The sequence below is a fragment of the Luteibacter sp. genome, assembly GCF_035539195.1.
Taxonomy (GTDB): domain Bacteria; phylum Pseudomonadota; class Gammaproteobacteria; order Xanthomonadales; family Rhodanobacteraceae; genus Luteibacter.
On sequence record NZ_DATLIW010000019.1, the window covers coordinates 1 to 20,094 of the forward strand.

Here is a 20,094-nt window from a genome sequence, read left to right on the forward strand (position 1 = left end):
CTTCCGCACCGAACGCGGAGGACCTGTCTGAGCAGCGAGGGTGGGCACCGAAGGCTCTGCGCCGCCACGTCTGCGCTCGCCGCGGCATCAGCCGCTGAGTGAACCGATGCCTTCGGCGTCCCCGGACTTCCGCGATGAATCAAAAAAAAGGCCACCCGAAGGTGGCCTTTTCTGCGATCCGGGTCGCCAGCCCGCAGGCTGGCGACTTACGATCCGACTTCGAAGGATCAGAAGTCGTACGTGATGCCGAAGCGAGCGTAGCGCGGGGTCGACGAGTACAAGGTGGCCTTGTAGTTCGACTCGACACCACCGGTGTTGCCTGCACTCGGATAAATCTGCAGGGTCTCGCGGCTGTTGAACACGTTGAACACCGTGATGTTGAAGGCCAGCTTCTTGTCGGCCCAGACCGGACGGTATTCGGCGCTCAGGTCGAACAGGTACAGCCACGGGGTGTGGCCCATGGAGCCCGGGGGCGACGGCTGACCATAGCAGTAGTGGTAGCTGTCCTGATAACCAACCGGGTCGGACTCGTCCGCACCGAAATAGCCAAGGCACGACTTCGGAGCACCCGACGAAACCGAGAGGTTACCGGAGACCATCCACTCATCGGCCAGCTGGTAGGAGCCGTATGCCTTCAGCACGTGCCTGCGGCTGTTAGCCAGTTCGCCGCCCGAATACTGCATCAGCTGCGGGAAATCCCAGTCGACCGTAGCCGACACGTCCTTCTGGCCGATGTCGGAGCGAACCTGGCCTTCCGAGTTGCCGTAGCTCTTCGAGTAGACGTAGTCGACCTTACCGTACCACTTACCATCAAACGGATGCTCGAGGTACATCTCGAGACCGTAGTAGTCGCGCTTCAGGTGCGGGAAGCCAAAGTCGGCATTCGTCACGTTGGCCGTGTAGTAGCCGCCATTGGTGTTCGGCACCAGGAACTGCGAGGCGCGGCCCGGGTTGAACAGGTAGCTGCCCTGGATCGGACCGATCGTCGCCGGATCCACGCCCTGATTGACGAGGGTCTGACGGATGATGTCGGAAGCCCCCGTGTCATCGATGGCGTTACGCAGCTTGCGCACCGTGGCCTTCGCACCGTAGACCCACTTGTCGCCGAGGGTCTTGTCGAAGCCGAGGATGAACTCATCCTGGTATTCCGACTTCAGGCTGCGCGAAGCGGCAGTGTTCGGATCGCGCTGGATGCCGTACTCGCTGTTGGCCGAGATCGGACCGCCCGTTGCGCTCTGGATCGGGGTAAGGCCGGTCGGCTGACCGAGCGAATCGATACCCGTGTAGGTGAAGTACTCGCGGGTGTAGAGCGACTTGCCAGCCGAACGCAGGGCGACCGACGCCGGCAGCGCGAGGTAGTAACGACCTGCGTTGGCGTAGATCTTCAGGCTGGAATCGCCGTTGACGTCCCAGGTGGCACCGAGGCGCGGGGCCCACTGCGGGCTACGCAGACGCAGGTAAGCCGAACCGGTGGTGTCGTAGTTGGTGAACTGGTCGTTACGCAGACCGATCTTCACCAGCCAGCGGTCGTCGACCTGCCAGGAGTCCTCGATGTACTGAGCACGCTGCGTCGTACGGACCGAAGCGGTGGTGTTGTACTTGTACTTGTCGACGTAATAACCGCCGGGGCCCGGCGGACCGACAAAGTCGCTCGAACCCGGCGAACCCTGGATCGGCGCACCCTCGACGACCTGACCGTACTCCCACGCATAGCCGGGGCCGGTGGTGAACTGACCGTCGTCCTTGTCGCGGATGTTCTGGTTATCGATACCCGCGGTGATGGTGTGATCACCGATGTGGTAGCTCAGGTCGACGCGCAGGTTGGTGTTGGTCGACTTGTGTTGCGGCGTGTAAGCAGCCGTCGACGGATTGTCGTTGGTGATCGGGCTACCGCCGTTCAGGTCCGGATTCTGGTTGCTCGGTCCGATGATGTGCGGGTTGGTCGACGAGGGCGTGTCGCTGTAGTACGTGCCCTTCATCTTGCCGTACAGGGCGGTCAGGGTCAGATCGTCGGTGATGTAGCTCGTGAACTTGGCCGTATAAAGGTCCGCGCCCGTCTTGTTCAGCGGGTTACCCGACGTATCCTTGCCGATGTACGCACCGCGCTGCAGCGTGCCGTAATTGAAACGGTACTGCGAGGCGTCGTAGTTCTGCTTGTTCGACGCACCAGTGACTTCAAGGATGTTGCTGTCGTTGATGTTCCAGTCGAGCTTCGCGTAGTACTTCGGATTGCGATAGCTGGTGGACTGGTAGGTCGGCGAATCCTGCGACTTGACGAGGGTACCTTCGGTACGCTCCTGCTCAGCGGCAAGGAAGATGTACAGCTTGTCCTTGATCAGCGGGCCACCGACGTAAGCGGACTCGACGGTGCGGGTCTGCTTGTCGCGCTGGTTGTAGTTGTACAGGTCGCCAACGGAGTGGTTGGAGCTGTCGACCTTGTAGTGGTCGTTACCCGGTGCCGAGGCGGCGCCGTTCGGCTCCCACAGGACCTGCGCACCGAAGTGCCACTCGTTCGTGCCGCGCTTACCGACCTGGCTGATCACGCCGCCGGCCGAACGACCGTAGGCCGCACCGTAACCGCCGGCGAGGATTTCCTGCTGGTCGATCGCGCCGTACGGCAGGGTGATGCCGCCGAAGCCGCTGAGCGGATCCGTCGTGTTGAAGCCGTTGATGTAGTACGCGTTCTCGGTGACCGAGCCGCCACCGATCGAGACCAGGTTGTTACCGGTCGGACCCTTGAAGTAACCGCTGCCGCCGATAGCACCCGGCGCCAGCAGGGCGATCGATTCGGCGGTACGGGCCAGCGGAAGCTTGGCCAGCTGCTCGGAGGTGATGACCGTGCGCGAGTCGACCGTCGACACGTCGACCGGCGGCAGGCTGTTCGCGGTGACCGTGACCGAGTCGAGCGACTGCGCGGAAGCGGCGGTCGCGGCGGCGGCGAACGAGACGTCCGAACCCTTGCCGACCGTCAGGCTGACGTTCTTGCGGGAATCGACGACGGCGCCGTTGCGCTTCAGGTCAACCTGGTACGTACCGACCGGCACGTTGCTGATCTGGAAGCGGCCCGAGGCGTCAACCGGGATTTCGCGGTTGAAGCCGGTGTTGCCGGTGATCTGAACGGTGTCGCCCGGCTGGGCGGTACCGAAGATGTTACCGGTGGTGGACTGAGCGAGGACGACGCCCGTGCCGCCCAGACCGACAGCGAGGGCGATAGCCAACGCCGAGTGACGCAGGACGGAACCCTGCCGGATGATGCGAGAACTCATGTGCAAATCTCCCCAGATCGGCCCAACCGGGCCTGAAAACGAGCAAAACCGACGCCAGGCCGGAAAAAGGTTGGCCTCGTCGGTGCTCGCTTTTGGGGATGGAATCACCGTCACTCCTCCCAGAGTGACAAGCGCCCCCATAAAACTGCTCCCGACAAGTCCTACGACTCTTACTGAACGGGAGCAGCATCACGGTTTGTGAATGCCCCGCCCAGATTCGTCGATGCCGAACATAGGCTTAGGGGGCTTGTCGTGTCAACAAATTATTTACAACGGTTCACTGTCTACGTAACGCTTGGGAGAGCGCCATCTAGCCATGAAATCCTTATCTGACAAGCACCTGACCCAAAAAGGCCACCGGGAGGCCCGGTGGCATCTGGGGAGACGCTTGGCGTTCCATCCGTGGATGCTTTGTTCTGATTGCTCGTTTGTTCTGTTCAGGTGAAGCCACCGGGGTGGATCGCCCCGGTGGCGCCGTCATCAGAAGTCGTAGGAGATACCGAACCGCGCGTAACGCGGGGTGGTCTGGTAGAGCGGCACGCCGTAACGCGTGTTCGGGCCAGCCGCCGCATTGGTGTTACCCAGGAGCGGGTAGGTCTGCGTGCGGTCGCGCTGGTTGAGGATGTTGAACACGGTCACGTTGAAGGCCAGCTTCTTGTCGGCCCACTCCGGACGGTATTCCACCGAACCGGTGATGATGTAGGTCCACGGGTTGTGGCCCGCATCGCCAGGACGGGACACTTCGCCGGCGCACCAGTGGTAGTACGAACCGTAGCCGAGGCTCGGGTTCGTCTGCCCGGGGCCGAAGTAACCAAGGCAGCTCTTCGGCGTACCCGAGGCGATCAGCATGTTGGCCGAAACCATCCATTCCGACGCCAGCTGGTACGAACCGTAGATCTTCAGCTGGTGCTTGCGGCTGTTGGCCAGCTCGCCACCGGCGTACTGCATGACCTGCCAGTAATCCCAGTCGACCGTGGCCGAGACGGTGTCCTGACGGATATCCGAACGGACCTGGCCTTCCGAGTTGCCGTAGCTCTTCGAGTACAAGTAGTCGAACTTGACCTGGTACTTGCCGTCCCACGCGTGGTCGAGGTACAGGTCGAGACCGTAGTAGTTGCGCTTCGACTTCGGCATGTGGAAGTCGTCGTTGGTCATGTTGACGCTGTAGTAGCCGCCGTTGGTGTTCGGAATCAGGAACGTGTTGGCGCGACCCGGGTTGAACAGGTAGCTACCCTGGATAGCGCCGATCGTCGCCGGATCGATACCCGAGGCGACCATCTTGTCTTCGATCGCCTGGCCGTCGCCGACGTCGTCGATCGAGTTGCGCAGCTTGCGCACCGTGGCCTTGGCGCCGTAGGTCCAGCCAGCCCATGCCTGGGCGTCGAAGCCGAGGATGAACTCGTCCTGGTACTGCGAACGGATATTGGTTGCGGCGGCGGTCTTCGGGTCACGCGGAATGCCGTACTCGTTGTTGGCCGAGATCGGACCGCCGGTGCTGCTGAAGATCGGCGCCAGGCCCTGCGGGATGCCCTGGGCGTCGATACCGGTGTAGGTGAAGTACTCGCGGGTGTAGAGCGAGGCGCCTGCCGAACGCAGGGCAACCGTCGACGGCAGCGCAAGGTAGTAGCGACCCGCGTTGGCGTAGATCTTCAGGCTGGAGTCGCCATTGACGTCCCAGCTGACACCCAGGCGCGGGGCCCACTGCGGCTTCTTCAGGCGCAGGTACGGATCGCCGTCCTGGTTGTAGTTGGTGAACTGGTCGTTACGCAGGCCGACCTTCACCAGCCAGCGATCGTTTACCTGCCAGGTGTCTTCGATGTACTGGGCACGCTGGGTGGTCCGGACCGAGGCCGCGGTGTTGTACTTGTAACGCGCAACGTAGTAGCCGTTGCCCGGCGGTGGCGCGACGTACGCCGCATCCGTCGGCAGCGTGCCGATGATCGGGGTGGCGGAGTCGCCCTGGGCGTATTCCCAGGCATAACCCGGACCCGAGGTGCTTACGCCGTCGTTGTTATCGCGGACATTCTGGTTATCGATACCGGCGACGACGGTGTGGTCGCCGATGTGCCAGCTGAGGTCCAGACGCAGGTTCGTGTTGGTCGACTTGTGTTCCGGGTTGTTGACCTGCGCGCTCGGATTGCCGTTGGTGATGAAGCCGTTCGGCGTGTAGGCGGGATTCTCGTCGGTCGCACCCAGGATCGAAGGCACGGTGTTGTCGCCGCCCGGAGCCGTGTAGTACGTGCCCTTCATCTTGCCGTACAGCGCGGTCAGCGTGATGTCGTCGGTGATATAGCTGGTGAACTTGGCCGTATAGACATCGGCACCGGACTTGTTCAGCGGGTCGCCTGCGACGTCCGGACCGACGAACGCACCCTTGGTCTTGGTGGCGTAGTCGAAGTTGTAGATCGAAGCGTTGTATTCCTGCTTGTTCGACGCACCGGTGACTTCAAGAATGTTGCTGTCGGTGATGTTCCAATCGATCTTGCCGTACAGCTTCGGATTCTTATACGTCTGCTGGTAGGTAAACGGCGCGGCCACGCTGGTGGTCTGCGCACCCTCGCGACGCTCCTGCTCGGCGGCAAGGAAGATGTACAGGGTGTCCTTGATCAGCGGGCCACCGGCGTACGCGGAGTACGTCGTGCGCCACAGTTTGTCGTTCCTGTTCTCGTCGTAGATCTTGCCGGCATTCGAACCGACCGTGCTGTAGTAATTGAAGTTGTCGGCCTTGGTGCCCTTCGGCTCCCAGAGCACCTGGGCACCGAAATGCCACTCGTTGGTGCCGCGCTTACCGACCTGGCTGATGACGCCACCCGAGGAGCGACCGTAAGCCGCGCCGTAACCACCGGCGAGGATTTCCTGCTGGTCGATCGCGCCGTACGGCAGGGTGATACCACCGAAGCCGCTGAGCGGATCGGTCGTGTTGAAGCCGTTGATGTAGTACGCGTTCTCGGTGACGGCGCTGCCGGCGATCGAGACCAGGGCGTTACCGGTCGGACCGGTGAAGAACGAGCTACCGGCGACGGCGCCCGGAGCGAGCAGTGCGATCGCTTCGGCGGTGCGGGCCAGCGGCAGCTTGGCCAGCTGCTCGGAGGTGATGACGGTACGCGAGTCGACCGCGCTGACGTCGATCGACGGCAGGGCGTTGGCCGAGACGGTGACGCCTTCGAGGCTGGTGGACGCGGCGGTCGAGGCGGCGCCGACGAAGGCGACTTCCGTACCGGCGCCGACGCGAAGGGTGACGTTGGAACGCGAATCGACGGCGGCACCGTCGCGGTTCAAGGTCACTTTGTAGTTACCCAGCGGCAACGAGCCGATGGTGTAACGGCCTTGCGAATCGACGTTGACAGTGCGGCTGACGCCGGTGTCGCTGGTGACGGTGACGGTCTGGCCAGCGCCCTCGGGGGCCTGGCCGAAGATGGAGCCGGTAGTCGCCTGGGCGAAAACAGCACCCGACACGGAACCCAGGCCGATGGCCAGGGCAAGCGCGGTGCGACGTCCCAGTGACGCTGCGCGGTATTGACGCGAATTCATTGAATGCCTCTCCCCGTTAAAATTCGCTATCGCAGAATGCTGCGATGAGCGACAAGCCGACCCCGGCCCGGCATACGCCAGGCTCTGGTTTGTATCGGCGTTAAAATTCCCCACGAAACGGCGCGATCCAACCAACAATCACGCTTCCCGAAACGTCACCTGTAGGGCGACGTTGCAGATATACGTAAGGATTCACGGGTAAGCAATGCGAAATTTTTACATTCGGATTGCATGCTAGGGCAGCAATTTACGCGACAGGTATACGCCGTCAAAAAAATCTTCGCTGCGACAGCAGCTTACGCTGGCATTTCTTAAACCCGCGCCAGCGTTAGGAATTTTGCCTAGGAAACATTCTTAGCCCAAGTGGCGCATTTTCACGGCGCGCCAAAAGGCTCGGCGCGGACGAATCGGCATCCGACGTCGCCCTATACCGCTCACAAAGTTACGAAACTTCTCAGCCGACCGGCTGACCTAAAAAAGGCCACCGGGAGGCCCGGTGGCATCTGGGGAGACGCTTGCGTTCCAGTCCGTGGATGCTTTGTTCTGATTGTTCGGTTTGTTCTTTCAGGCTAAGGCCACCGGGGCGGCTCGCCCCGGTGGCACCGTCATCAGAAGTCGTAGGAAATGCCGAAGCGGGCGTAGCGCGGCGTGGTCTGGTAATACGGAACCCCGTAGCGCGGGTTCACTGCCGTCGAAGCGCCGTAGCGGCTATAGATCTGAGTTTCCTTACGCTGGTCGAGCAGGTTGAATACCGTGACATTGAAGGCAAGCTTCTTGTCGGCCCACTCCGGGCGGTACTCGATGCTGCCGGTAAGGGTGTACTGCCAAGGCGTGTGACCGGCATCGCCAGGACGCGACGGCACGCCACCGCACCAGTGATAGACCGAGGCGTAACCGAGGCCCGGAGCGTCCTGCGCCGTGCCGTAACCGCCCAGGCAGCTGATCGGCGTACCGGACGCTATGAGGACGTTGGCGGAAGCCAGCCATTCCGGAGCGATCTGGTACGAACCGTAGACCTTGAACTGGTGCTTGCGGCTGTTGGCGAGCTCGCCGCCGGCGTACTGCATGACGTACGAGTAATCCCAGTCGACCGTGGCCGACACGTCCGTCTGGCCGATGTCCGAACGGACCTGGCCTTCCGAGTTGCCGTAGCTCTTCGAGTACAGGTAGTCGAACTTCACCTGGTACTTGCCGTCCCACGCGTGATCGAGGTACAGCTCGAGGCCGTAGTAGTTACGCTTGGACTTCGGGAAGCCGAAATCGTTGTTGGTCACTTCGACGTTGTAGTAGCCGCCGTTCGTGTTCGGGATCACGAAGGTATTGGCGCGACCCGGATTGAACAGGTAGCTGCCCTGGATGGCGCCGATGGTGGCCGGATCGATACCCGACGCGACGGCCTTGTTGAAGATGGCATCGCCATCGCCGACGTCGTCGATCGAATTGCGCAGCTTGCGCACCGTGGCCTTGGCGCCGTAGGTCCAGCCGGCCCATGCCTGGGCATCGAAACCGAGGATGAACTCATCCTGGTACTCCGACTTGATGTTCTTCGACGCCGCCGTCTTCGGATCGCGAGGAATGCCGTATTCACGGTTGGTCGAAATCGGGCCGCCGGTGCTGCTGGCGATCGGGGCCAGGCCCTGCGGGATACCGTTGGCGTCGATGCCCGTGTAGGTGAAGTACTCGCGGGTGTACAGCGAGGCACCAGCGGAGCGCAGCGCGACGGTCGACGGCAGCGCGAGGTAGTAACGACCGGCGTTGGCGTAGATCTTCAGGCTGGAGTCGCCATTGACGTCCCAGCTGACACCCAGACGCGGGGCCCACTGCGGCTTCGTCAGACGGAGATATGCTTCGCCGCCCTGGTTGTAGTTGGTGAACTGGTCGTTACGAATACCGGCCTTCACCATCCAGCGGTCGTTTACCTGCCAGGTGTCTTCGATGTACTGCGCGCGCTGCGAGGTGCGGACGGAAGCCTGCGTGCTGTAGACGTAGCGCGCCACGTAGTAGCCCTGGCCGCCCGGCGGAGCGACATAGGCCGAATCGGTCGGCACCTTGCCGATGATCGGCGTGTTCGCCGGGCCCTTGTTGTATTCCCAGGCATAGCCCGGACCGGACGTCGTCACGCCATCGTGGTTGTCGCGAACGTTCTGGTTGTCCATACCGGCGACGACCGTGTGGTCGCCAATGTGCCAGCTCAGGTCGACGCGGAAGTTCGTATTGGTCGACTTGTGCTCCGGATCGTTGACCTGGGCGCTCGGATTGCCGTTGGTGATCAGACCGCCCGGCGTGAATGCCGGATTCTGGAACTGCGGGGTCAGGATCGAAGGCTGCGAGACGTCGCCACCGGGGGCGGTGTAATACGTGCCCTTCATCTTGCCGTACAGCGCCGTCACGGTGATGTCGTCCGTGATGTAGCTGGTGAACTTGGCGGTGTAGAGATCGGCACCGGTCTTGTTCAGCGGATTACCCGCGACGTCCCGACCGACATAGGCACCCTCGGTCTTGGTCGCGTAGTTGTACTTGTAGATCGGAGCGTTGTATTCCTGCTTGTTCGACGCACCGGTGACTTCAAGAATGTTGCTGTCGGTGATGTTCCAGTCGAGCTTGCCGTAGAGCTTCGGGTTCTTGTAGCTGCGGTGATAGACGAAGGGCGAAGCAACGCTGGTGGTCGCGTCGCCCGAGCGACGATCCTGCTCGCCGGCAAGGAAGATGTACAGGGTGTCCTTGATCAGCGGGCCGCCGACATATGCCGCGTACGTCTGGCGATCGAGCTTGTCGTTCCGGTTTTCGTCGTACAACTGGCCGGCGAGGGCACCGACCTTACGGTAGTAGTTGAACTGGTCGGCCTTGAGACCCTTCGGCTCCCAGAGCACCTGGGCACCGAAATGCCATTCGTTGGTGCCGCGCTTGCCGACCTGGCTGATGACACCACCGGAGGAACGACCGTAAGCCGCGCCGTAACCGCCAGCGAGGATTTCCTGCTGGTCGATCGCGCCGTACGGCAGGGTGATGCCGCCGAAGCCGCTGAGCGGATCCGTCGTGTTGAAGCCGTTGATGTAGTACGCGTTCTCGGTGACCGCCGAACCGGCGATGGACACGAGGGCGTTGCCGGTCGGCCCCTGGAAGAACGAGCTGCCGGCGACGGCGCCCGGAGCGAGCAGTGCGATCGCTTCGGCGGTGCGCGCCAGCGGCAGCTTGGCCAGCTGCTCGGAGGTGATGACGGTACGCGAGTCGACCGCGCTGACGTCGATCGACGGCAGGGCGTTGGCCGAAACCGTGACGCCCTCGAGGCTGGCGGCCTGCGCAGCGGCGGCGGTCGCGCCGGCAAAGGCGACTTCCGTACCTGCGCCGACGCGCAGGGTCACGTTCGAACGCGAGTCGACGGCGGCACCGTCGCGGTTCAGGGTGACCTTATAGTTGCCCAGGGGCAGCGAGCCGACGGTGTAACGGCCCTGCGAATCGACGTTGACGGTGCGGCTGACGCCGGTGTCACTGGTGACAGTGACGGTCTGGCCGGCGCCTTCAGGAGCCTGACCGAAGATCGAGCCGGTGGTCGCCTGGGCGAACACGGCACCCGATGCCGAGCCCAGGGTGATCGCCACTGCGAGTGCGGTGCGACGTCCCAGTGACGCTGCGCGGTAATGACGCGAATTCATTAAATGCCTCTCCCCGTTAAAATCCGCTATCGCAGGAACCTGCGGCTAGCGACAAGCCGATCCTGGCCCGGCGTGTGCCAGGCTCTGCTTGGAATCGGCGGTAAAGTCCCCTCAAACAACGTAATCCGACGAACGGCTACGTTCCCCAAAACATCACCTTCGACGGCGACGGTGAAGATATACGTAAGGTTTCACGAGTAATCAACACCAAATTTTTACATCGCGGTTGCTTGTCGTAGCAATACATTACGCGGCAGCAGTCTGACATCGAAAAATCCTGCGCTACGACAGCAAGTTACGCGAGCATTGTGCGAAACGTGCGTCACTCCTAGGACTTCTGCCTAGGAAAAATTCCTATCAAAAATGACCGATGAAGTGACGTCTCAAGATCTTGCAACATCATCTTGCAAGGCGGGAACGGGGACTCGCGGCGTTAGCTGGACCGCGCGGCACCAGGTCGAGCCGGAGGAGGATTACGAAACTTCTCACCTGAAAGGATTTCGAAGGGCAATCGCTGTACACCGATTGTGAGGTTCGCGCGTTTGTTCGCGAAATCGCCGGGGGGCGGCCTGTAGAAAACAACGAGGTTCCAAGCGCATGAATGACAATTCGAGGGGATCCGTCCTGGCCGACGCCGCCATGGGCGGCCTGGATAACAGCCGTGGAGATGCCAGCGTTCCGGCCTCTTCATTCGCCAGCCGCGTTCGCGCGGTCATCAAGATCTCGGGTAGTGTCAGCGAGATCGCTCGTCGCTGCGGGTTTTCGGAGGGTGTCGTGCGCAGTTGGCGCGACGGCAACACCGATCCGTCGCGCGGCCGCTGCGTCACCATGGCCAAGACGCTCGGCCTGTCGCTGGTGTGGCTGGCGGCCGGCGAGGGCCCGATGATGCTGGACGGTTCGGGCGACGACCCGGCGACCCGCACCGAGACCTCGGAATCGATCCGCAGCCGCGACGGCAGCCACGAGACCCACGGCCAACCCGCCGCCGTTCTCGACGCGTCCCGCCTCGCGGCGGCGATGAAGCTCCTGCAGTCGGATATCGAGATGACGGGAAGCCGCTTCTCGCCCGTACGTCACGCCGACCTGGTCGCCGAGATGTACACGATTCTCGCCCGTTCCAACGAGGGCGACTACGCCGATCGCATGATCGCTTTCCGCCGCACCCTGATGTCGCGCATTCAGGACGACAAGGGCGCCGTGGCGGCCTGATCGTCCGATCGCGGGCGGGCGTGGTCCGCTCGCCCGCGCATGCTCCCGATCAGAGGCGGGAAATATCGGCGATGGCGCCGAAGGTCGCTTTCAGCTGCGCGAGCAGCGCGAGGCGATTGGCTCGCACCGCCGGATCCTCGGCGTTGACGAGCACGTCGTCGAAGAACCGGTCCACCGGCGCCTGGAGCGCCGCCAGCCGCGCAAGGGTTCCGGTGTAGTCACCCGCCGCCAACAACCCTTGCGACTCCGCCCGCGCCGCGGCCAGCGCGGCATGCAGTTCACGCTCGGCGTCGAACTCGAAATGCGCCGGGTCGACCGATGCCGGAATCGGCGCGGCATCCGCTTCTTCCGCCTGCTTGCGCAGGATGTTGGCGACACGCTTGTTCGCCGCAGCCAGGCTCGCCGCTTCACTGCGACGCGCAAACTCACCCACGGCACGAAGGCGCCGGTCGAAATCGGGCAGCGTCGCCGGACCCACGGCCAGCACCGCCTCGAACTGATCGGTCGAAAAGCCCTGGTCGGCGTAATAGCCGCGCAGGCGCTCGAGCACGAAGGCGTGGACGTCGTCGCCCAGTTCCCGACGCCGCGCGCCGAGATCGAACGCGGGGACCTTGCCGTCCTTGCCCGGCTTGACGCCCGCCACCAGCGCCGCCTCCGGAATCATTTCCAGGGCTTCGGTAAGGGTGGCGCGCAGTTCGATATCCAGCTCACCTTCGATCAGGGTGCGGGCCAGACCCAGGGCTGCGCGGCGCAGGGCGAACGGATCCTTGTTGCCGCTGGGCTTGAGGCCCACGGCGAAGATGCCGGCCAGCGTGTCCAGGCGTTCGGCCACGGCCAGCACCTGGCCGACCTTGCCCGCGGCGATGGCGTCGCCGCCAAAGCGCGGCTGGTAGAAGCTGTCCAGCGCTTCGGCCACGTTCGCGTCGATACCCTGGCGCGAGGCGTAGTAACGCCCCATCACGCCCTGCAGCTCGGGGAACTCACCGACCATACGGGTCAGCAGGTCGCATTTGGACAGGGCCGCGGCGTGCGTCGCCTGCCCGGCGTCCACACCCACGCGGTTGGCGATGACGCGGGCCAGCTCGGCGACACGAACGGTCTTGTCCCAGAGGCTGCCCAGCGACTGCTGGTAGGTGACGCTCTTCAGGCCTTCCTGGTAGTCCGCCAGCGGCGACTTCAGGTCTTCGTCCCAGAAGAACTTGGCGTCCGCGAAGCGCGGGCGGATGACCCGCTCGTAGCCCTTGCGGATCTCCGCCGGGTCCTTGCTCTCGATATTGGCCACGCCGATGAAGTGCTCGGTGAGCCGCCCTTCGCTGTCGAACACCGGCACGAACTTCTGGTTGGTCTCCATCGTGGTGACCAGGGCTTCCGGCGGGACGTCGAGGAAAGCGCGCTCGAACGTGCAGGCGATCGCGACCGGCCATTCCGTCAGGTTGGCGATTTCGTCGAGCAGGCCCTCCGAGAGGCTGGGTACGCCACCGGTGGCGACGCGAGCGACTTCATCGCGCACCCGCTGGCGACGCTCGACGGGATCGGCCAGGACGTGGGCATGGCGCAGCGCATCCAGCCAGCTGTCCGCGTCGGCGACGTGGACCGGTTTGGGATGATGGAAGCGATGGCCGTTGCTGAGGCGACCGCTGGTCAGTCCGAGGATCTGGCCGTCGACGATATCGGCGCCGTGCAGCATCAGCAGGGTGTGTACCGGGCGGACGAAACTGTCGTCGCGATCGCCCCAGCGCATGGCCTTGGGAATCGGCAGTGCCTTCAAGGACTCGGCGACGATCTCCGGCAGGAGCGCGGCGGTCGGCTGCCCCGGCTTGACGGCGCGGAAGACGAACCAGGCGCCCTTGTCGGTCTCGAGTTTCTCCAGCGCGGAGACATCGACACCGCAGGACTGCGCGAAGCCGACCAGCGCCTTGCTCGGCTCGCCATCGGCACCGAGGCTGGCTGCGACGGCCGGACCGCGGCGCTCGATGGTCTGTTCCGGCTGGGCCACGGCGACGTCCGCGATGTACACGGCAAGACGGCGGGGCGACGCATAGGCCTTGACCGACGCGTAATCGGCCGTCACGCCACGTTTTTCCAGGCCTTCGGCGACGCCGCGCGCAAATGCATTCGCGAGATCGTCGAGCGCCTTCGGCGGCAGTTCTTCGGTGCCGAGCTCGATGACGAGCGGCAAGCGCTTATCGGCCATGGACGGCCTCCTTGTCTTTCTTCAGGCCGGGGAAACCGAGTTTTTCGCGCTGTGCGACGTAAGCCTCGGCCACGGCGCGCGCCAGTGTACGGACGCGCAAGATGTAGCGCTGACGCTCGGTCACGCTGATGGCGCGGCGAGCATCCAGCAGGTTGAAGGCATGGCTGGCCTTGCACACCTGCTCGTAACCCGGCAGCGGCAGGCCTGCGGCGATCAGCTTGGCGGCTTCGCCCTCGCATACGTCGAACCAATGGAACAGCTCGGCCACATTGGCGTATTCGAAGTTGTAGGTGCTCTGCTCCACTTCGTTCTGGTGGAACACATCGCCGTAGGTCACGACGCCGTGCGGCGCGTGCGTCCAGACGATGTCGTAGATGCTGTCGACGTTCTGCAGGTACATCACCAGGCGCTCGAGGCCATAGGTGATCTCACCGGTGACCGGGCGGCATTCCAGACCGCCGGCCTGCTGGAAGTAGGTGAACTGGGTCACTTCCATGCCGTTCAACCAGACCTCCCAACCGAGGCCCCAGGCGCCGAGGGTCGGCGATTCCCAGTTGTCTTCGACGAAGCGCAGATCGTGGACCAGCGGATCGATGCCGAGCGCTTTGAGCGAGCCGATGTAGCGCTCGAGGATGTCGTCCGGGTTCGGTTTGAGCACTACCTGGTATTGGTAGTAGTGCTGCAGACGGTTCGGGTTGTCGCCATAGCGACCATCCGTGGGCCGACGGCAGGGCTGCACGTAGGCGGCCGCCCAGGGCTCGGGTCCGAGAGCGCGAAGAAAGGTCGCCGGGTGGAAGGTTCCCGCGCCGACTTCGGTATCGAGGGGCTGGACCAGCACACAGCCCTGGTCCGCCCAATAGCGGTTCAGGGTCTGGATCACGTCTTGGAATGTGGGCGCGGACATGGTTCCCGAGTCCTTGATAAAGCGGGCTAGTATAGCGGCGTGGGATTCACACGGGGTCGCAAGTCATGGCAGTCAATCCGCAACACGGCGCACTCCTCGGACGCCGTGGCCGGCTGGAACTCGACGAGGTACTCGCCTCCCTCGTCGTCGACGGATACCTGACCGGGGAGGACGCCAAACGGGTCCGCATGGGGTCGAGGAGCGGCAAGACAGCCATCGAGCTCCACCCCCTCGTCGTGATCGCCAACGCGAAGCCGGAAAACCGCAGGGAAGCCGGCCGCCCCCTCAGTCTCGAGGGTCTCATGGAGTGGCTCGCCGGCAAGGCCGACCTGCCCTACCTGAAGATCGACCCGATGAAGGTCAACGTGGCGCAAGTCACCCAGGTGGTCAGCAGCGCCTACGCACAGCGGCATCGCATCCTGCCGGTGTCCGCCACATCCAGCGAGGTCGTGTTCGCCACGGCCGAGCCGTTCGACGCCGGCTGGGCGACCGACCTCGCCCACATGATTCGCCGCGATGTGCGTCGCGTCGTCTCCAGTCCTATCGACATCAATCGCTACCTGCTCGAATTTTACGGCGTGCAGCGGTCGATCCAGCTGGCCCAGGATGCCAAGGGCATCGGCGACACCTCCAAGATCATCAACTTCGAACAGTTGGTCGAACTGGGCAAGGGTGGCGAGCTGGGCGCCGACGACCGGCATGTCGTGCACATCGTCGATTGGCTCCTGCAGTACGCCTTCGAGCAGCGCGCTTCGGACATCCACCTCGAGCCCCGCCGCGATGCCGGCCAGATGCGCTTTCGCATCGACGGTGTAATGCAGAAAGTGTTCGAGCTCCCGCCACCGGTGATGACCGCGGTCACCTCGCGCATCAAGATCCTCGCCCGCATGGACGTCGCCGAAAAGCGCCGCCCCCAGGATGGGCGCATCAAGACGCGCTCGGCCGGCGGACGCGAGGTCGAGCTGCGTATCTCGAGCATGCCGACCGCGTTCGGCGAGAAGATCGTGATGCGTATCTTCGATCCCGACCTGGTCATGAAGGATTTCGCGCAGCTCGGTTTCTCCGACGAAGAGGGCCTGCTCTGGCGCGGCATGGTCGAGCGCCCACACGGCATCGTTCTCGTCACCGGGCCGACCGGTTCCGGCAAGACCACCACGCTGTACTCGACACTCAAGCATCTGGCAAAGCCAGAGCTCAACGTGTGCACCGTGGAAGACCCGATCGAAATGATCTCGCCGGAACTGAACCAGATGCAGGTCCAGGCGTCGATCGACCTGGACTTCGCCGCGGGCGTCCGGACCCTGCTTCGCCAGGATCCGGACATCATCATGATCGGTGAGATCCGCGATCTCGAAACCGCGCAGATGGCGGTGCAAGCATCGCTTACCGGTCATCTGGTGCTCTCGACGCTGCATACCAACGATTCACCGAGCGCGGTCACCCGCTTGCTCGACCTTGGCGTGCCGCATTACCTCATTCAGTCCACCCTGACCGGTGTGGTCGCGCAACGCCTCGTGCGCACGCTCTGCCCTCACTGCAAGCGCGCGACGACGCAGGATGCCGACGAATGGCGCGTCGTTACCCACGGCTGGGACATTCCCGTGCCGGAACGCGTGTTCGAAGCAGTCGGCTGCCTGGAGTGTCGCAAGACGGGCTTCCTCGGTCGTACCGGCATCTACGAAATGATGCCCATGTCGTCCCGCTTGCGTGCACTCATCTCCGCCGAACTGGATCTCTCGCGCCTTGGCGCCGCGGCGCTCCGCGACGGCATGAAGCCCCTGCGCATTTCGGCCGCCGCGCAGGTCGCCGCGGGCGTGACCACGGCGCGCGAAGTGCTCAACGTCCTTCCTCCCACCGATATCGACGATACGATTTCTCCATGAAACCTCTACTCATCGTGCGCACAGGTCGCGCGCCGGACGTCATCAGCGCACGCCACGGCGACTTCCCCCGTTGGTTCCGTCTCGGCCTGCGCCTGCCGTCACCGCGTGTGCGCATTGTCGATGTCGAACAAGGTGACCCGCTGCCCGATCCCGACGAATGCGCAGGCGCGGTCATTACCGGCTCCGCCTCGATGGTGACCGAACGGCTGCCCTGGAGTGAACGCACCGCCGGGTGGATCCGCGACGCCATGGATGTCGACCTGCCGCTGCTGGGCGTTTGCTACGGGCACCAGCTCATGTCACACGCGCTGGGTGGCCGCGTCGACTATCTTCCCGGCGGCCGCGAAATGGGAACCGTGGGTCTGACCACTGCCGTGGAGCACGCCGGCGACGATGTACTCGGCGCATCGCTTCCCGACCGTTTCCATGCCCACGCGACGCATGAGCAGAGCGTCCTGGAACTTCCGGCGGGCGCCGTCGCGCTGGCTCGCTCGGAGCGTGATCCACACCACCTGGTGCGCTACGGCAGAAACGCGATCAGCACGCAGTTCCACCCCGAGTTTTCCGCCGAAGTGATGCGCGCCTACATCCGGCGCAAGCATGACGTGCTACGCGAGGAAGGCCACGCGCCGGACGAGATGCTCGCCGCGGTCGTGGCGACGCCGGCCGCCACGGGACTGCTGCGCCACTTCGTGCGCGAGCACCTGCATGGCCGCCGCGACATGTCAGCCGCGTAAGCGGCGCACGATCGCGCCACGCGAGAAGAACGCGAAGACGATACCGAAGACGAAGCCGCCGATGTGGGTCCACCACACGACGGCGCCATAGCTCGCGCCGGCGACACTGAAAAGCAGCTGCACCAAGGCCCAGATGCCGATGAGCAGGAACGCCGGCACGCGCACGAATTCGAGGAAGAGGCCCAGCGGGAGCACAAGCCCTAGCTTCGCCCGTGGGAACAGCGTGACATACGCTCCCACCACGGCGGACACCGCGCCGCTACAGCCGATGATCGGCACGCCGGCACCGGTCAGCGAAATGGCGCCGATCAGGTTTGCGACCACCCCGCCGAGCAGGAAGAGCAAGAGGAAGCGCGGCGAGCCGAGGCTTCGCTCGGCCGGCAGACTGAAAATGACGAGAAAGAGCAGATTGCTCACCAGGTGCAACCAGCCACCGTGGATGAAGATCGCCGTGAGCAGCCGCAGCAAGGCGGGATCCCTGATCTGTTGCCAGAACGGCAAGCCGGTGCTGAACAGGTGCGCCGGCACGGTCCCCCAACGCCGCATGATCGCCTGGCGCTCGTCGTAGCCGCTCAGGGCGAGCGCGACGAAGCAAACGACGCACACGATGACGATGACGATCGTTGCCCAGCACAGCCTCGAGCGGCGCCGCGTATCGACGTGGACAAACATGCTCAAGGCACGCCGCGGGCGAGGTGCGGGCCGTCGGTTTCCAGCGAAGACAAGGCGAACATAGTCTCCGGGCCGACCACGCCATCGGCGGCGATGCCGAAGCGCTGTTGCAGGCTACGCACCCGTGTCTCGACGGTCCGATCGAAGGTCGATGGCCCCGTGCTGCCGGACGGAGCGGTGTCCGGCGGCAGTCGGGCGAGCAGCCAGCGCATGCCCTCTCCGGCATCGCCTCGGGCCAGCTTGCCCGGCATGGCGGGATCGACGCGGAACACCGCATAGAACCGCCCGTTCCAGACATGTTCGAAGACGTCACGCGTCAATTCGACGTACTTGCCGCCAAGATAGAGACGAATCGCCTGATCGCCCGCGCCGACCATGAGCACCTGTTGCCGTGCGTGAGCCTCGTCGAGTTCGAGCACGATCGGCCGATCGAATCGCCGCAACTGGTCCAGAGAACCTCTGCCGCTGACACACGCGAACCCAGGAAAGATGAGCGCGTCACAGTTGATGGCGTTGGCGACCGAGGTGTCCTTGGATCCGACCTGCCAACGAGCCAGCAGTTCGCCCCAGACCCGGACTTTGCCGACATCGGGAGCGGGCAACGCCTCACTCAGTTTGGCCATTGCCTGTTCCGGCGTGACCGTCACCAGGTTCTTCGGGCGCGAGGGACTGCGACCGGAAAGGAACCAGGTCGCCGCCCCGCCAACGAAGAGGATGGCCAACATGGCGCCGACGGCAAGAAGCGGTTTGCGATAGCGGCGTAGCCAGTACCTGGCGTGCTGCGGTAAGACCTCGCGGGCAACGAAGCCGAGCGCCCGCTCGCCGATGGACTGCTCGCCCCGCTCCGCAGCCCGTTCGAGCGCACGGTGCGCCAGGGCATTGAGTCGACGTGGATTGCCTTTGCCGTCATCACGGAGGGTGCGCAAGCCCAATCGGCTGAAGGGCATGCGTGCCGTACCTGCGACATGCAGCCGATGGCGAACGTAGCGCTCGCTTTCTTCGCCACTGAGAACCGGTATCGGTAACCGACTGCGGATGTGTGCGGCGAGGGACGGCGCCGACGGCCCGGACAAGCGCTCCCGCAACGCGGGCAGGCCGGCCAAGACGATGTGGAAAGGGGTGTCGACATTTTCGCAGGCAAGGAGCAGCCGCTCGACGAGCGCCAGGTCATCGTCCGCCAACTGGTCGGCGTCGTCGAGGATCAGGAGGAATCGATGGTTTCCGTGATGGGAAATGCGCCCGAGGCCAGCGGCCAGACCATCGACCAGGTGGTCTTCGGTGTTGGCCTCGGCGCTCAAGGGTAGTGGCAGGCCGAAGCCCGCATACATCGCACGAAGCCAGGCCACTGTTTCCAGCGCGTAGTCGCCGGCGCCCTGGCGCACGGCGCGCACACCGTGGTTAGGCGCATCCGCCTCCACCAGCATGCACAGCAGACTCTTGCCGACCCCAGCTTCGCCGGTGACCAAGGTGACGCTGGACGTGGTGGAGGTCAGCTCATATTCGACATGCGCAAGGATTTCCCGCTCGCGTGCGAACAGGCAGGCAAAGCGCGGATCCGGTGCGTCGCCAAATGGCAGCTCGCGCAGCCCGAAGGTCTGTAAGTACATGGCTCCTAATGTAGCCGATCGGCCGTCACCGGTGACTGGGCCGGCGGTCATGTGGGTCGAAAATCTGTGGCCCATCCAGGTTCGCGCAGGAAGCGCCGTGTCCCTGTAGGAGCCACTTCAGCGGCGACAGCCCGGTTAGCGCCGTGTCCTTGTGGGAGCCGCTTCAGCGGCGATAGCCCGGTTGCGGCGACCTGGCCCGCTGCCGCGGGATCGCCGCTGAAGCGGCTCCCACAGGGGGTCGGCAAACACGGGCAAAGAAAAACCCGCCACGATTGCTCGTAGCGGGTGTTTCAGTAAAAGGCCCCTGGCGGTGACCTGTTGCGGGTCTTGCGCTGCGCGCAGACAAAGAAAAACCCGCCCTCAAAAGAGGACGGGTTATTCCGGTATAAGGCCCCTGGCGGTGACCTACTCTTGCATGGCTTGAGCCACACTACCATC

The 20,094-nt window shown here is 63.8% G+C and carries 10 protein-coding genes; 3 read left to right on the forward strand and 7 right to left on the reverse strand.

Annotation, left to right across the window (positions count from 1 at the left end; translation table 11 throughout):
• Positions 1–227: 227 nt before the first annotated feature.
• From VM621_RS06060 to VM621_RS06070, 3 genes are all read right to left on the reverse strand, one after another.
• Positions 228–3,266: a TonB-dependent receptor gene (locus VM621_RS06060; protein WP_325468070.1), complete on the reverse strand. Its 3,039-nt coding sequence runs from the start codon at positions 3,264–3,266 to the stop codon at positions 228–230.
• A gap of 480 nt (positions 3,267–3,746) precedes the next feature.
• Entirely contained in the window at positions 3,747–6,797 is a 3,051-nt protein-coding gene (locus VM621_RS06065) for a TonB-dependent receptor (protein ID WP_325468071.1), read from the reverse strand.
• A gap of 608 nt (positions 6,798–7,405) precedes the next feature.
• Complete coding sequence (locus VM621_RS06070; protein WP_325468072.1) at positions 7,406–10,450, reverse strand: TonB-dependent receptor; 3,045 nt, start codon at positions 10,448–10,450, stop codon at positions 7,406–7,408.
• A gap of 597 nt (positions 10,451–11,047) precedes the next feature.
• On the opposite strand from VM621_RS06070, the gene VM621_RS06075 reads away from it, so the two are divergent.
• Positions 11,048–11,659 carry a helix-turn-helix transcriptional regulator gene (locus VM621_RS06075; RefSeq protein ID WP_325468073.1) on the forward strand — a complete coding sequence of 204 codons (612 nt, stop codon included), beginning with the start codon at positions 11,048–11,050 and terminating at the stop codon, positions 11,657–11,659.
• Positions 11,660–11,708: 49 nt separating this feature from the next.
• Here the strand turns inward: VM621_RS06075 and glyS are convergent, their stop codons facing one another.
• The gene (glyS, locus tag VM621_RS06080; RefSeq protein WP_325468074.1) at positions 11,709–13,853 is read right to left on the reverse strand and encodes a glycine--tRNA ligase subunit beta; all 2,145 of its coding nucleotides are present in this window, start codon (positions 13,851–13,853) and stop codon (positions 11,709–11,711) included.
• A complete protein-coding gene (gene glyQ / locus VM621_RS06085) occupies positions 13,843–14,757 on the reverse strand; it encodes a glycine--tRNA ligase subunit alpha (RefSeq protein ID WP_325468075.1) in 915 nt (304 codons plus the stop codon). The genes glyS and glyQ overlap by 11 nt, the downstream gene beginning before the upstream one ends.
• 65 nt (positions 14,758–14,822) lie before the next feature.
• Here glyQ and VM621_RS06090 point away from each other — a divergent pair, with 65 nt between their 5' ends.
• The gene (locus VM621_RS06090; RefSeq protein WP_325468076.1) at positions 14,823–16,640 is read left to right on the forward strand and encodes a GspE/PulE family protein; all 1,818 of its coding nucleotides are present in this window, start codon (positions 14,823–14,825) and stop codon (positions 16,638–16,640) included.
• Positions 16,637–17,377 carry a glutamine amidotransferase gene (locus VM621_RS06095; RefSeq protein ID WP_325468077.1) on the forward strand — a complete coding sequence of 247 codons (741 nt, stop codon included), beginning with the start codon at positions 16,637–16,639 and terminating at the stop codon, positions 17,375–17,377. The genes VM621_RS06090 and VM621_RS06095 overlap by 4 nt, the downstream gene beginning before the upstream one ends.
• On the opposite strand, the gene VM621_RS06100 is transcribed toward VM621_RS06095, so the two are convergent.
• Entirely contained in the window at positions 17,366–18,049 is a 684-nt protein-coding gene (locus tag VM621_RS06100) for a rhomboid family intramembrane serine protease (RefSeq protein WP_325468078.1), read from the reverse strand. The two genes, VM621_RS06095 and VM621_RS06100, sit on opposite strands and share 12 nt — an antisense overlap.
• Positions 18,050–18,051: 2 nt before the next feature.
• Entirely contained in the window at positions 18,052–19,656 is a 1,605-nt protein-coding gene (locus VM621_RS06105) for an ExeA family protein (RefSeq protein ID WP_325468079.1), read from the reverse strand.
• Between the last annotated feature and the right edge of the window lie 438 nt (positions 19,657–20,094).